The following is a 14,557-nucleotide window of genomic DNA, read 5'->3' as shown; positions in this document are numbered from 1 at the left end:
GGGGAATAGATGAAATATCTGGATGAATACACAAGGCAATATGTGGAGCAAGGAAAGGGCGCGCTGGCACAATCTGTAACTGATACAGCTAACAGGTTTGTTGATAATTATTTTGACAAATTTGATTATCGCTCTAATTTAGTCATACTTCTATTTGGGAACATTCAGTCTGGAAAGACCAGCCAAATGTTTGGAGTAGCTGCTGCCGCCGCCGATAAAGGATTTCCGTATTTCCTATTAGTCACAACGGATAATAAATTATTGCAACAGCAAACTTATGAAAGAGCAGTTAGGGATCTGCCCGGATTCGTGGTATGTGATGAATCCGAAGAGGAAAAATTTAAAAAATGTAGGGACCGCCCAGTGCTTGTCGTCCTAAAAAAGAATGTAAGAGTGTTGCAAAACTGGCGCAATATACTAAAGAATTCGAATAGGTTGAGAGGTAACCCATTATTTATCATCGATGACGAGAGCGATGCTGCCTCATTGAATACTAAAGTGAATGAAGATGACGTATCCTCGATTAATGGGACTCTCTCGGACATTAAAAATGATGCCTCTTCCTCCATTTACTTGCAAGTCACAGGAACTCCACAGGCATTGTTCCTGCAGTCAGAATCTTCTGGGTCAAAGCCTGAGTTTACTTATTACTTTAAACCCGGTGAAGGTTATCTGGGTGGTGATTTCTTCTTTCCCCCTTATAACACACCGTCCTTTGTCAACTTTGTGGATAATGAAGATCCAATTGAAGTAGCAAAGAGGGTGGTGATCAGACACTTGGTTGTGTCTGCTCAGGTTCTTCTTTCTGGAGATCAAGTATCTAATTGTTTGGTGCATCCGGGAGTAAAACAAATTGCCCATAAAGAATACAAAAGAGAGATAGAAAAGGGTCTTGCATGGTGGACATGGAATCACGGTGGAGATCTTGAACGTGCTGTAGCTAAGGAATATGACAGCATTCACCCTGTCAAAACACCGAAAAGGTCAATGGGCGATATACTAGCTAAAGTCAAAGAAATGCTGGAAAATCAGGAGTACAACATTGTGACCTTAAATGGTAGGTCGTCTGATGGCAGTGATGAATATGCTTCGGGTTGTAATTTTATAGTCGGAGGCCTATCTCTTGGCCGCGGAGTAACGTTTGACCAGCTTAACACCTTTTACTATACGAGAACAAGTAAAAGACCACAAGCTGACACTATGTGGCAACATTCTAGAATGTTTGGATATGATCGAGATCCCGGGCTTATTTCTATGTTCATAAGCCACGAATTGTATAAACTCTTTTCCGAGATTAACGAGACCAATAATTCAATTATTGCTCAGATCACAAGTAATCATAACGCCGTTATTTCTTATCCCGAAGGATTGAGTCCTACAAGAAAAGGAGTTTTAGATATGTCCTTACTTAATATTATTCCCGGCGGCGCTAATCGGTTCCCATCTTCTCCGCGGAATAATTCTTATAAAGATATCTGTGATTTGTTAACTGATTACAGCGGCTCTGAACCTCCAACACCTATCAATCTAAAGTTGATGATTGAAATACTCAAACATGTTTCGGCAGATGATATGAATATCGACGCTTATGCGAAAATGCTTGAATCTGCTCAAAACGAAAATCCTTTAACGCAGGGCATGCTCTTAGTGAGAAGGCATCGCAACATTACGAAGAACTCAGGCGCATTGCTTTCTGAAAATGACTGGAAGGCTACCAATCAGTATGCAACCCAATTTGTGCTAACCATGTATCAAGTAGACGGGAAGAAAGAGCAAGGTTGGGACGGAAACCCTGTATGGATTCCAAATATAAAGTTGCCAAAATCAAAAGATTTTTATTATTTATCTGACGATACAGTGTCGCTCGATAAACAATAAATTTCTCACCTCTCCCGATTGGCGGTTGATAGGCCAATAGACTATAAGTATTCACTTTCATATGCACATATTCAATCGCGTTAAGGCAAAACTAAATATGAGCATAAGGAGCAGTTGAAATGACGGAATCCAAGAAGACAATCAAGCGTGCTGTGGTGACCGGCGCCTCCAGTGGCATCGGGCAGGCCAGTGCGCGGGCCTTGGTGGACAAGGGCTGGAAGGTGGTTGGCCTGGCCCGGCGCGAGGACAATCTCAAGGCTTTGGCTGACCAGCTGGGTCAGAACTTCACCTATGAGGTCTGCGATGTGACCGACGAGGACTCCACTCAGGCGGCCGTCGATGCCGTGCTCAAGGGCGGGCCGGTCAAGGCTCTGGTCAACTGCGCCGGCGCGGCCTTCGGCAAGGACCCGGTGGCTACCTCCAGCCTGGAGGACTGGCGCGGCATGTACGAGCTGAACGTTATCGGCACCCTGAGGGTCATACAGAAGCTGCTCCCGGCCCTGAAAGAGTCGGAGGGCACGGTCCTGGTCATCTCTTCGACGGCAGGCATCGAGCCCTACGAGGGCGGCGGCGGATACTGCGCTTCCAAGGCGGCGGAACGGGTCATGGCCCGCATTCTGCGGCTGGAGCTGATTGGCCAGCCGGTGCGCGTGGTCGACATCGCTCCGGGTCTGGTCCACACCGACGAGTTCTCCCTGAAGCGGTTCGGCGGGGACAGCGACCGGGCCGATGCGGTCTATGCCGGGGTGCCCGACCCCCTGACCGCCGACGACATCGCCGGATGCGTCACCTGGGCCCTGGAGCAGCCCGACACTGTGGACATCGACCAGATTGTGGTCCGTCCCCGGGCCGAGGGCTCCTACACCAAGCTCTACCGCCGCAGCTGAGTATGGTTGGGGGCCGATTCCGTAGGAAACGGAGACTGGCATGGGATGATTCTGGCAGAGGGATGATTCTGGCAGGGGAAGAGCCTGGCTGTGGCTGAGGCATGCAGTCAAGATGAGACGCGCTTGGTGGACCGTAACCGACCGGGAATTGTGCCGACGGCCACGATGAGTACGGACAGGACCGAACCTGCCAGCACGCCCAGCAGGGCTGATTCCAGGTGCGGGGATCCGGCGAAGGCCAGGTTGGCGATCAGGAAAGACATGGTGAAGCCGATTCCGCAGAGCTGGCAGAGGCCGATCATGTTTCCGGTCGTGGAGCCGGCAGGTCGCCGCAGTCCCAGATGACCTGCCAGGACCAGCATGGTCAGGATCCCCAAGGGCTTGCCCAAGGCCAGTCCCAGCGTGGCGCCCCAAAAGACCCGGTCCGTCAGCAGTCCGGGTCCCAGCTGATCCAGGGAGATGGACAGCGAGAAAAAGGCGAACACGGGCAGGACCACCAGGGCGCTCAAAGGGGTCAGGAAGTGGTCCAGCCGTTCAGCCGGTGATGACGTCGGGTTGCGGTTTGGCTTAATCCCAGTTGGTTCAAACCCAGCTGGTTTGGTATTAGCTTGACTGGTCACTGGTGGATGGGTCTCGGTCGGCTCGGCACCGGACGGTTCTGTATCGGTTGGCCTATGCTCGGTCGGCTCAGTTAAATTCGGCGCGGTACTGGCCGAAGACTCTTCCGCTTCTGCTGCTTCCGCTTCAGTCGCCTTCGACCTGGCGACAGGAGCCAATAGCCCCATTGCAACTCCCGCCAGCACCGGATGGATTCCAGCCTTGAAGAGGCTGTACCAGGCCAGCAGACCGCCTGCGAGAGCGCCCAACAAGCAGAGAAATACCAAGGGTCGCCAGAGCAGGGCGGAACGGCTCACCGCTCGGACCAGCAGGGCCCAGACCACAAGACCGACCAAGCAGACAAGCAGCCAGCCCGGTTGTCCCAAGCTGGAGTAGCCAAGTGCGATCAGCAGGACGCCGATCAGATCGTCGAAGATGGCCAGGGTCATCAAAAACGCCTGCAGGGCGGGTCCGGCCTTGGGCAGGAGCAGTTGCAGAGCCGCCAGGGAGAAAGCTACATCGGTGGCCGTTGGGACAGCCCAGCCACGCAACCCGGCAGGGGAGCCCAGGTTGAACAGGCAGTAGATCAGGATCGGAACGGCCACACCACCCAGAGCGGCCAGCATGGGCAGCAGGACCTGCCTGTGGTCGCGCAGAGTGCCCGTGGCAGCCTCCTGGCGCAGGTCAAGACCCATGGTCAGGAAGAATATGGTCAGCAGCCCATCCTGTATCCAGTCCTTGAGAGACAGGTTCAGTCCACCGGGCAGATCCAGAGGAATCCAAGTGACAAGAGCGTTCAGCCCCGGCCCGGTCTCTGGCAGATTGGCCAGGATCAGCCCGGCCAGGGCGCAGACCATCATGAATAGCCCGGTGATCCGATCATTTTCAGCCAAGGATGACAGAGCGGCGAAGAAGTTTGAAGGATGGAGTCGGTTGTGTCGGTCCCTGTCAGATCCACCCTGCCCACGCTGTGGATTTGATGGTCGGGCATTCGATGACTTGGAATCCGACGGTTCGGAATTCGGTTGGGTGTCTGATGGTCGGGAATCCGACTGCCCGGGATTGAAAGGTTTGAGATTCTGTTGTGGATTCGAATCGTCGTAATCCTGACGACGTGGATTGACAGAGAATGCTGGGAATGTAGGCGTGGGCGGCATGATGCTCCTGGTCGGGCGGGTAGGGTTCGGTCTTCCATGGCCGACCAGTCTTCCCGGCGTGAGGCGGCGCCCGGCCGTCTCCCAAGTGTCAATTCTATCCTGAAGCCCAGCAGTCTATCTCGGTTAGAGAAAATGCCGGCGGCCCTGCACCTTTCACGATGCAGGGCCGCTGGCATATCGCTTATCGGAGCTGTGACGAGCTCTCAGAACTCAGCAACTCAATAAACTCAGAACAGGTGGCTGCGCATGAACCACTGGAAGTGCTCCAGCTCCTGCACGTGGTCCTGCAGAATGTTGGAGCTGACGATGTCCAGGTCGTCCAGCTCCTTGATGGCCTCGCGGTCGCGCTTGATGAAGGTGGTGTAGTAGGTGTCCAGGGCCTTCAGGTAGTCCAGAGCATCTTGGCGGCCGGTCATGGTGATGCCATCCCAGTCGCGGTTCTTCATGATGTCGTCGGGCCGTCCGGCGGGGGAGCCGCCCAGGGTGGCGATGCGTTCAGCGGTCTCGTCGGCCATGTTCAGCACCGAATCAACCTCGGGGTCCATCATCTCATGAATGCCGATGAATTCCTTGCCCTTCATGTTCCAATGGGCGTGCTTGAGGATCAGGGCAGTCTCCTGTTCCTGGCTCAGACGGCTCTGCAGGATGGCGATGACCTTTTCACTGGTCGCTTCGTCGAGTCCCGGTACAGTGAAGTTCAATGCCATAATCGCTCCTTAAATATGAAATTATGCCTGCGGTCGGGTCAGCCCGACCTTGTATCTCCAGACTAGAGGAAAAAGCAAGGAAACGCTTGGATTTTGCGGGAATCAACCAGTGAAATCATTCACGGACCATCTGCTACGCTGATAGTCATTTTTTCTTGACCGGCGTGGGACGGTCCCCGGCTGACTGCCAGCTGGGATTCGGTTGGACCATAGCTAGGCTCCGGTCGTAGCGTCGACTCGGTCAGATTGGACCCGGTCCGGTTATCTTCGGTCTGCTCCCGCTTTGGAATTCGACCTGTCTTCATCTTTCCTGTCTTCGCCGCCTTCGTCATCATCGCCAGCCTGGTCCTCAGCCTCCTGGCGCCGCCTGACCTCGATGGTCTCGATGCGCCGCCCGTCCACCTTGGTCACCACCATGTCATATCCGTCGTCGGAGTGGACCACGTCGCCGACCTGCCCCATCCGTCCGGTCTGGGCCAGGAAGTAGCCGGCCAGGGTCTCGTAGGGGCCGTCCTCCAGCTCGATCCCGGTCAGGTCGGCGAAGTCCTCGATGGTCATGCCGCCGTCGACCGTGGCAACCCCGTTGACGAAGGCGGTCGCCTGGGGATGGGCCGGGTTCTGCTCCTCTGGCAGGTCGTACTCGTCGCGGATGTCGCCCACCAGCTCCTCGGTCATGTCCTCCAGGGTGACGATACCGTCGGTGCCCCCGTACTCGTCGATGACCACGGCCAGGTGGATGCCCTTCTTGCGCAGTTTCTCCAGGCTGGGCAGAAGCCTGGAGGTGCCGGGCAGGGCGATGCCGGGCCTGGTCACGTCGGCCACGGTCTTGGCATGGGGGTTGCGCACGTCCATCAGGTCGCGCACGTGGACGAAGCCCAGCACGTCGTCGAAGTCGCGTCCGGTCACCGGGTAGCGGGAGTAGGGTTCGTCGTGCACGAATTCGACCGCCTCCTGCAGCGGCATGTCCCCGGCGATGAAGACCACGTCGGCCCTGGGACGCATGACCTCGGCCACGCTGGTCTCGGAGGCATCGAAGACGTCTCCCAGGATCATCCGCTCGTCCTTGCTCAGGTTGGTGTTGGATGAGACCAGCATCCGCAGCTCGTCGTCGCTGACCTCGGTGTCGGTCTGCTGGGGGTCGAAGCCCAGGATGCGCACGATGAGGTCGGTGTTCTTGCCGATCAGCCAGATCAGCGGCCTGCACAGGGTGGTGAAGACGTCGATGGCCGGAACGACGGCCCTGGCGATGGCCTCGGTGCGCTGCATGGCGATCCGCTTGGGCACCAGCTCGGAGATGACGATGGAGCAGTAGGAGATGATCAGAGTCAGAATCACCGTGGTCAGAGTGCCGGCCAGACCCTCGTGCACGCCCCACCCGGTCAGGACGGGCACCACGTAGGGGGCGATGGATGATGCGCCGAAGGAGGCCGAGAGGAAGCCCGTCAGCGTCACGCCGATCTGCACGGCGGAAAGAAAAGTGTTGGGGTCGCGGGCGATGCGGGCCACCCGGGCGCCGCGCGCGTCCTGCTGCTCCATCTGCTCCAGCTGCGAGCCTCGCAAGGAGACCAGCGCCAGTTCAGTCCCCGAGAAGACGGAACCGAGCAGGAGGAAGAAGAGAATGAGCAGGATGTTCAGCCATAATGCCATGCCTTCAATGCTAGGGTATGGACGTCCCATGTGCCCTATGTCACACCCCAGCGGTGAACCTCCGTCTTCCCCATATAGCGCTACCTGACTAGCATGAAACACGGAAGCAGGTTCGGCTTCAAGCCGACATTCCCAACGCTCCCGAAAGGATTTTTCATGTCACAGCTTCAGCACGAATTGACTGAGTTCACCACGCAGGCCTACCAGGACAACAAGACCTTCCCGGTCTCCAAGAAGGATCTGCTGGGCCACTGGTCCCTGCTCTTCTTCTACCCTGCGGACTTCAGCTTCGTCTGCCCCACCGAGCTGGAGGATCTGGCCAGCAAGTACGAGGACTTCAAGAAGATCGGCTGCGAGATCTACTCCGTCTCCTGCGACACCGAGTTCGTCCACAAGGCCTGGCACGAGGCCAATGAGAAGATCGCCAAGGTCCAGTACCCCATGCTGGCCGATCCGACCGCAACCCTGGCCAAGGACCTGCAGACCTACAACGAGGCCGAGGGCAAGGCCGAGCGCGGCGACTTCATTCTGACCCCTGAGGGCAAGGTCGTGGCCTACGAGGTCATCTCCTCCAACGTGGGCCGCAACGCCGACGAGCTGCTGCGTCGCGTCCAGGCCTCCCAGTTCGTCTACGAGCACGGCGATCAGGTCTGCCCTGCCAAGTGGGAGCCCGGCGAGGACACCATCGAGCCCAGCCTGGATCTGGTCGGCCAGCTCTGATCCGCAGCTGCCAACATCGGGAACTCGCCGATCGGAAGCGACCAGGGCGGGTTCCCTTTTCTGTATTCACGACCAGCATCCAAAACAGCACATCCGTGCATTCCTTCGGAAGAGGCATTCATGACGGAAGACAAGAATCTCTATGACGTGGTCGTCATCGGCGGCGGCCCTGCAGGCCTGAGCGCAGGACTCTATCTGGCCCGGGCGAGGTATCGCACATTGATCCTGGAGAAGGACGACTTCGGCGGCCAGATCACCATCACGGCCGACGTGGTCAACTACCCGGGCGTGGCCAGCACCGACGGCCGCAAGCTGACCGAGACCATGCGCCAGCAGGCCCAGAACTTCGGAGCCGAGTTCATGAGCGCCAAGGCCACTGGCATCGAGGCCCAGGGCGACATCAAGGTGGTCCACACCTCCCGGGGCGACCTGCGCACCTTCGGCATCCTGATCGCCACCGGCGCCAGCCCCCGCAAGATAGGCTTCCAGGGCGAGCAGGAGTACGCGGGCCGCGGTGTGGCCTACTGCGCCACCTGCGATGGCGAGTTCTTCACCGGGCGTGAGGTCCTGGTGGTCGGCGGCGGGTTCGCAGCCGCCGAAGAGTCGGTCTTCCTGACCAAGTACGCCACCAAGGTGACCCTGCTGGTGCGCGAGGAGGACTTCACCTGCGATGCCGCCGTGGCTGACGAGGCCCGTGACAACGACAAGATCGAGATTCACTACTCCACCGAGCTCAAGGGGGTCTCCGCTGGCCCCGGCGGGCTGGTCGAGGCCACCATTTTGGACCGCAAGAGCGGACAGACCACCACCTGGAAGCCCCAGGACGGCGGCACCTTCGGCGTCTTCGTCTTCGCCGGCTACGTGCCCCAGACCGGCATGCTCAAGGGCGTGGTGGATCTGGACGACCACGGCTATGTGCTGACCCACGGCTACCTGGAGACCTCGGTGCCCGGCATCTACGCCGCCGGGGATCTGCGGGTCAAGAACCTGCGCCAGGTCATCACCGCCACCTCCGATGGTGCTGTGGCCGCCGTGGAGCTGGAGCGCTACGCCTCCAATATGTCGGACAAGACCGGCCTGGTGCCGCCGCGTCCCGAGGATTCCCCCTACGCCCGCTCCGAGCGGCAGGCCGAGAACTCCGCACTGGCCTCGGGCACCTCGCCCGCGCCTGTGGCCCAGGAGCACGACCAGGCCCCGGCCAAGACCTCCGGCTTCTTCGGGCCGGACATCCGCAAGCAGCTGGACATGGTCTTCGGCAAGATGACCGGAAAGCTGGAGCTGGCCCTGGATCTGGACGGCAGCCAGGTCTCCAAGGAGTTGGAGGCCTTCGTGGGCGAGTTGGTCGGGCTCTCCGACGGCAAGCTGACCTCCAGGGTGGACTCCCGCACGGATGAGGACGGCAAGGATTACGATCCCGCTGGCGACCTGCCCGATGCCCGCCCCAGCGTGCGCATCTGCCGCGTGGATGACCAGGGCGTCTCCCAGCCGACCGGGTTGGCCTTCCATGGCGTGCCCAGCGGCCACGAGTTCAACTCCTTCGTCCTGGCCCTCTACAATGCGGCGGGCCCCGGCCAGCAGGTGGATCAGCCCACCTCGGACCGGATCGATGCCATCAAGGACCAGGTGGACGTGATGATGCTGGTCTCCCTGACCTGCACCATGTGTCCGACCACGGTTCTGTCCGCACAGCGGGTGGCGGCCCAGAACGGCAAGGTGCGCGCCGAGGCTTACGACCTGGCCCACTTCCCCGAGCTCAAGGACCAGTACCAGGTCATGAGCGTCCCCTGCATCGTGATCCGCAAGGATGGCCAGGAGACCGTGGAGTTCGGCAAGAAGTCCGTTCCTGAAATGCTGGATCTGATCGGAGCCTGACCTCGGGTCCGAGCCTGAACAGAGTCTGAAAGGGCGCTGGTGTCAATGCCTTTGTGGCGATGATGCCAGCGCCTTTTTTGGTGTAAGCCTCTGAATTACGTTGATGGAAAATTGCTGATGCTATCCACGGTCTACACGGTCCGCCGCCTTCATAGCGCAAGCGGTGACCGTTGTCATCATGATCGGCTTGACAGTATGGGATGATTACGCTTTATCCTGCTACATCCTGACCAATCCTCCGACCCAGACCACTCCTTTCGGTCCTGGCTCATGGCGTAATGGCCCCCGGCCGCAGCCGTGCCATCCTGGTCCACGTCCAGTTGGACGAATCCCTGCATAATCGTGGTGTTTATCTACGTATTCCCGGTCTGGATCGGCCCAGCCAAGCCCAGGGCATCGCTGGAGCAATTGGATCCGACGGATCCGCTGGGCACCGTCGAGGTCACCGCCACCTATCTGGAGCGCGTGGGCATCCGCATACCTCGCTGCCAGCCCGATACCATCTGCCTGATTGACCTGGTCCGGGTCTGACCCGCCGCCATCAGTCATACCGCAGGGATGAAGGAGCACTGAATCATGAACCCAACCAGCCTTAGCCTGGGAGAGCCGGACTGGATTACGCTGACCATTGATACCGACAGGGAGACGGCGCTCGCAGGCCCTGGACTACATCCGCCAGGACATCGCCCAGCCCGGACGGCTGGCACTTCTACAACCGGAGCCTGACCGCCGACTAGAAAAACCAGTTCAGGCAGGCCCTGGCCTCAACCGGGGGCACCCATGCTACTCCGTCGGACTGGCTGGTCAATGCCTGCCCTGAGATCTGGACTGACGACAGCGGCATCCGCCGATACTCCTGGTATCAGCCGGCTGGCCTGGAGTTCGCGGACATGCCCGAGCGCACGACGGGTATCTTTCCGCCGTTTAAAAGTAGATGGCGACCGTGCTCGGTTGGGATGGGCACAGCCGCCAGTTCGCCGGATTGCAGTGATGGGAACCCGGCCTTACTCGTGCGAAGTACAGTGGGGAATATTCGATAATGCCATTTACAGAGCCTCCCAAGAACTCTGCCGACTGTCTCCCCAACAGACGGTGCATGTCATTCGCTTCTGCATCTTTGTACAGTGATACAACCCTATCATCGCGCAATGACTATGACAGCCAGATCCAGTGTCGGCGGAACTCATGGCTGACGGAATGAGTAAACAGCGGCCGGGCTGGCTGTGGTTGTATGCCCGTGGCCGTTCCGGCCGTGTTTCCGCCTCCTCCAGGCGCGGGCGGGGGGATTGATCCGTCCCAGGCCTGTCTTACTCGTGCGAAGCGTGCAACAGTTGGTGTGCTTCCCTCCTGTGGCGGCGTGAAGCCAGAACCCCGCCCATGCCGGTCATGCCCGTAGCGAAGGCGAGGAGGATGCCTTCCCCTCCAGCCCGGGGAAGCACGCCTGCAGGCAGGTACGTGTAGGTGAGGGACTTGTTAATCAGGGTGCTTCCCTCGCCGCCCAGCGTGTAGCCCACGCTGACCGTGACCGGGCCCGGCAGGTGTTCAGGTGTCAAGACCGTGACACTGCTGTCGTTTATATAGTTCAGATTCGTGGCAGGGCTGGTGTCGAACGTAACGCTGCTGATCACCGGGGACAGGCTGAACGCCACCGGAGTGGGAATCGATGAGTTGCTGATAGTGCCGTTGCCGAGCTGACCAAACTGGTTGTATCCCCATGCCCAGGTTTTTCCCTCTTTATCGATTCCCAGCGAGTGATAGCCGCCAGCGCTCACTTGTACGGTTGTCACCGCGCCTGCATTCTTGGGGTACTGTACCAGCGCGGGAATCTCCGATTTGCTAGTAGTGCCGATACCAAGCTCACCGCTATCGTTGCCTCCCCACGCCCAGGCGTTACCGTTCTTGTCGATCGCCAGCGAGTGATAGCCGCCGGCACTCACCTGTATGGCTGTCACTGTGCCCGCGTTCTCGGGATATTTCACCATTCCTGGAACAGGATTCGCATCAGCGCTGCTGGAACCGTTGCCGAGCTCACCCAGTTGGTTCCATCCCCATGCCCAGGTGTTTCCTTTTGTGTCTATTATCAACGAATGATCGGCTCCGGCACTCACCTGTATGGCTGTCACTGTGCCTGCATCCCTGGGGTATTGCACTGGCACAGGGATTGCTGAGTCGATGTTGTTGCCGTTGCCGAGCTGGCCGAACCAGTTCCATCCCCATGACCAGGTGTTCCCCTTCGTGTCTATTGCCGCCGTATGGTGAAATCCTCCGCTGACTTGTATGGCTGTCACTGTGCCTGCATCCCTGGGGTATTGCGCTAGCGTGGGGATTGCTGAGTTGATGTTGTTGCCGTTGCCGAGCTCGCCAAACTGGTTGAATCCCCATGCCCAGATGTTCCCTCTCGCATCAAGCGCCAAGGAATGATAGTATCCGGCGCTCACCTGTACAGCTGTCAGCCCACTGCGGGGATCGTTAGGGTCAATCACGCGCAAGGGAACGGTCGAATAGCCGCCGCTACTGCCGTTGCCGAGCTGACCCGATTCGTTATTCCCCCATGCGTACACGTATCCGTCGCTGCCCACTGCCAACGACTGCTCATCCCCAGCGCTGACCTGCACGTAGGTGAAATCCGCCGACGCGCCTGCAGGCTTTTTCACTATGACGGGTTTGTTTCGCTGTGTGAGTGTCCCGTCGCCGAGCTGGCCGTAGTTGTTTCTTCCCCATGCGTAAGCGTTTCCGTCACTGCCGACCGCCAAAGTAAACCCTCTGTCTCCGAAATCTCTTGAGCCGCTGATCTGGTTGAATTTGATGCCTTGGCCAGGGGGTGGGGTGATGGTGGTGGTTTCGTTGCCGAACTGGCTGCCCTTGTCGGGGTTGATGGTCCATGTGCTTGGTGTCCATTTGGCGGTGAGGGTGAGGTTGTCGGTGACGGGCTTGCTGAAGTCGTAGGCGATGTCGCTAATGAACCATCCGTCGAACTGGTGGCCTTCGCGCACTGGGTCGGGGGTGGGCCGTTGCACTCGCCCGTACGGGTAGGGGACCTGTTGGGGTTGGGGCGCCTGGCTTCCTCCGTTTGTGTCGAAGCTGACCGTGTGGGTGGAGCCTTGTCGGATGTCTCTGGTCAGCGGCTGGTCGACGGTGTAGTTGAGGCTTCTGGTGAAGGGCTGGCCGTCCTGACTGCCGGTGATGGTGATGGTGGCTGGTCCTGGCGTGTGGGCTGGTATGTCCGTCTGCCAGGCGTCGTTGCTCTTGTCGGGTGTCAGTGGCTGGCCGTCCATGCTGGCTGTTTCCAGGGTGGGCGTTGTGGTGGTGTCGGGTCTTGCCGGCTGGCCGGGCCGGCCCTGCCCGTCCAGGCTCCACTGGTGGAGGCCGTCCTGCCTGCTGATGGCGGTGATCCTGCCGTCTGCAAGGACGGCCTGCGTGTATGGCTGGTTCCCGTTGTCGGCGCGCATGGGTGTTTCGCCGGGCTTCCATGCCCAGACGTGGCCCTCCCAGTCGGTGATGATGGCCTGGTTCTTGTCTGCCGTGATCCTGCTTGCTTTCATGCCCTCCGGCAGGCTGACGGCTGTCGGGTTGGTTGTGCTGTCGGCCAGGTACCAGGCCTGCCCGTCCGCGTCCAGGAGGAGGAACCCCTGGTTGAGGGCCTGCGCCTGGACGGTGCGCGTGCCCGGGTCCTGCCTGACGGGTTCGGGCTTGACATCGCCGGGGCTGCTCGTCTCCCAGGTCCAGGCCTGCCCGTCAGAGTCCACGATGAGGGTCCGGCTGGCGGAGGCGGAGGCGGTGACGGCCTGCGCCTTCCCGGGCAGGATGGTCGTGGCCTGCTCCAGGAGTTTCGGATTCGGGTCCCGGCTGTCTTTCTGGCTGTCTTGGAAGGCGTGGACCTGTCCTTTACGGTCCACGGCCAGGAGCCGGTCTCCGTTCAGGCTGATGCTGGTGAACCGGGTGTCCTGTCCGGTGTCGAGGATGGTGGGCGTTGATTGTTGGCTGTCCCAGGTATAGATGTGCTGGTCGGATCCGAGTGCCGCCTGCCATTGGTCGCCTGCCGCGGCCTGCAGGTAGTGGAACCCGTCGGATGCCTGCGTGGGGGAGGGCACCTGCACGGGTGTGTGGTCCTGTGTCCAGGTGTGGATGCGGCCGTCCCCGGTCAGGCCCACAATCTGGTCTCCTGCGGCTTGGATGCTCGTGTAACAGGGTTCCTGCCTGTCGGGCGGGCTGATGGTCAGCCGGGTGCCGGTGGCGGGCCCGTGCTCCGGGCTCAGCGTCCAGTCCGTGATCCTCGACCATTGGGCTTTCAGGGTGGTGTCCTTCAGGACGGGGGTCCGGAAGTCATAGGGCCGGCCGTCGAGCGTCCACCCGTCGAACCGGAATCCGGGACGTTGCGGGTTTTCTTGCGGGGGAGTGGCGAGGGTGCCGGTCTTCACGCTCGCCTGTGTTGGCTTGCTGCCGTCGGCCGGGTCGAAGCGCACCGTGTGCGCGGCCTGCTCGTCCGTCTTGTCGGATGGCTTGGCCGGAGAGGGGTCTGCGCCGTTGGTGGTGTCCTTCGGCGTTAACGGGGTGCCGGGGTTTGATGCCTGGGGGTTCAGGGGCGGGGCGGTTTCCAGCGGCGAGGGCGAGGGCAGCGGTGTGCCGGCTGCGCTGCCGGGGGTGTGCTCAGCTGTGTGGGGGGTCCGGCGGCCCCCCTCGATGGATGGGGGAGCGTCCGCCTGGGCGGACGCGGCGCCCAGGCCTGCCAGCAGGCCCAGCAGGAGGATCGTCGCCGGTAAGACACGACGCAGACGGGTACCCAGATGCATAAGCCGACAACCTTTCGCCCATACCGGACACAGCCGCTTCCACCATCCCTCTAAGCGTGCCGATGAATCCCTGCTTACAACGTTCCATCCGTCAGGAAGCCGTCCAGTTCCCCAGTCCTCAAGCCGCCCCAGCGCCAGCCGTACAAGCCATATCGAAACCCAGCCAACTCCCCAACACCACTACACTCAACATTTTACTCGAAAAAACGCAAAACTCGTGTCAAGAGACGACTGGATGTAATGAGGCCCCGCCTCCTGCTATCTGCAAGAGAACGGGGCCGCATTCTTAAACTACTAAGCGG

9 protein-coding genes are annotated in these 14,557 nt (G+C 59.5%); 5 read left to right on the top strand and 4 right to left on the bottom strand.

Features of this window, described 5'->3' with window-relative positions:
• The first annotated feature begins 9 nt into the window (after positions 1-9).
• Complete coding sequence (locus P272_RS0108310) at positions 10-1,878, top strand: Z1 domain-containing protein (protein WP_029679069.1); 1,869 nt, start codon at positions 10-12, stop codon at positions 1,876-1,878.
• A gap of 119 nt (positions 1,879-1,997) precedes the next feature.
• Complete coding sequence (locus P272_RS0108305) at positions 1,998-2,765, top strand: SDR family oxidoreductase (RefSeq protein ID WP_029679068.1); 768 nt, start codon at positions 1,998-2,000, stop codon at positions 2,763-2,765.
• Positions 2,766-2,872: 107 nt separating this feature from the next.
• Here P272_RS0108305 and P272_RS0108300 read toward each other — a convergent pair whose 3' ends face one another.
• From P272_RS0108300 to P272_RS0108290, 3 genes are all read right to left on the bottom strand, one after another.
• The gene (locus P272_RS0108300; RefSeq protein ID WP_172636735.1) at positions 2,873-4,255 is read right to left on the bottom strand and encodes a Na+/H+ antiporter NhaA; all 1,383 of its coding nucleotides are present in this window, start codon (positions 4,253-4,255) and stop codon (positions 2,873-2,875) included.
• Between the two features lie 491 nt (positions 4,256-4,746).
• The gene (locus P272_RS0108295) at positions 4,747-5,226 is read right to left on the bottom strand and encodes a Dps family protein (protein ID WP_015021094.1); all 480 of its coding nucleotides are present in this window, start codon (positions 5,224-5,226) and stop codon (positions 4,747-4,749) included.
• A gap of 261 nt (positions 5,227-5,487) precedes the next feature.
• On the bottom strand, positions 5,488-6,873 hold the full coding sequence (locus tag P272_RS0108290) for a hemolysin family protein (protein WP_044097938.1): 1,386 nt from the start codon (positions 6,871-6,873) through the stop codon (positions 5,488-5,490).
• A gap of 156 nt (positions 6,874-7,029) precedes the next feature.
• On the opposite strand from P272_RS0108290, the gene P272_RS0108285 reads away from it, so the two are divergent.
• The 3 genes from P272_RS0108285 (at position 7,030) to P272_RS0108275 (ending at position 9,996) form a co-directional block, all read left to right on the top strand.
• Positions 7,030-7,593, top strand: a complete 564-nt coding sequence (locus tag P272_RS0108285) for a peroxiredoxin (RefSeq protein WP_015021096.1) — start codon at positions 7,030-7,032, stop codon at positions 7,591-7,593.
• 120 nt (positions 7,594-7,713) lie between these two features.
• Complete coding sequence (locus P272_RS0108280; RefSeq protein ID WP_029679065.1) at positions 7,714-9,465, top strand: FAD-dependent oxidoreductase; 1,752 nt, start codon at positions 7,714-7,716, stop codon at positions 9,463-9,465.
• A gap of 345 nt (positions 9,466-9,810) precedes the next feature.
• Positions 9,811-9,996: a hypothetical protein gene (locus tag P272_RS0108275; protein WP_029679064.1), complete on the top strand. Its 186-nt coding sequence runs from the start codon at positions 9,811-9,813 to the stop codon at positions 9,994-9,996.
• Positions 9,997-10,772: 776 nt separating this feature from the next.
• Here P272_RS0108275 and P272_RS08970 read toward each other — a convergent pair.
• A complete protein-coding gene (locus tag P272_RS08970; protein WP_052323253.1) occupies positions 10,773-14,255 on the bottom strand; it encodes an RCC1 domain-containing protein in 3,483 nt (1,160 codons plus the stop codon).
• Positions 14,256-14,557: the final 302 nt, after the last annotated feature.

The sequence above is a fragment of the Bifidobacterium sp. 7101 genome, assembly GCF_000499285.1.
GTDB classification, from domain to species: Bacteria; Actinomycetota; Actinomycetes; order Actinomycetales; family Bifidobacteriaceae; genus Bombiscardovia; species Bombiscardovia apis_A.
Note: the sequence above shows the minus strand (reverse complement) of the source record. Positions and strands in the feature narration are given on the sequence as shown.

Excerpts from the sequence above, each read along its gene's own strand:
- P272_RS0108310 (WP_029679069.1), top strand. The coding sequence starts at position 10 with ATGAAATATCTGGATGAATACACAAGGCAATATGTGGAGCAAGGAAAG.
- P272_RS0108305 (WP_029679068.1), top strand. The coding sequence starts at position 1,998 with ATGACGGAATCCAAGAAGACAATCAAGCGTGCTGTGGTGACCGGCGCC.
- P272_RS0108295 (WP_015021094.1), bottom strand. The coding sequence starts at position 5,226 with ATGGCATTGAACTTCACTGTACCGGGACTCGACGAAGCGACCAGTGAA.
- P272_RS0108290 (WP_044097938.1), bottom strand. The coding sequence starts at position 6,873 with ATGGCATTATGGCTGAACATCCTGCTCATTCTCTTCTTCCTCCTGCTC.
- P272_RS0108285 (WP_015021096.1), top strand. The coding sequence starts at position 7,030 with ATGTCACAGCTTCAGCACGAATTGACTGAGTTCACCACGCAGGCCTAC.
- P272_RS0108280 (WP_029679065.1), top strand. The coding sequence starts at position 7,714 with ATGACGGAAGACAAGAATCTCTATGACGTGGTCGTCATCGGCGGCGGC.
- P272_RS08970 (WP_052323253.1), bottom strand. The coding sequence starts at position 14,255 with ATGCATCTGGGTACCCGTCTGCGTCGTGTCTTACCGGCGACGATCCTC.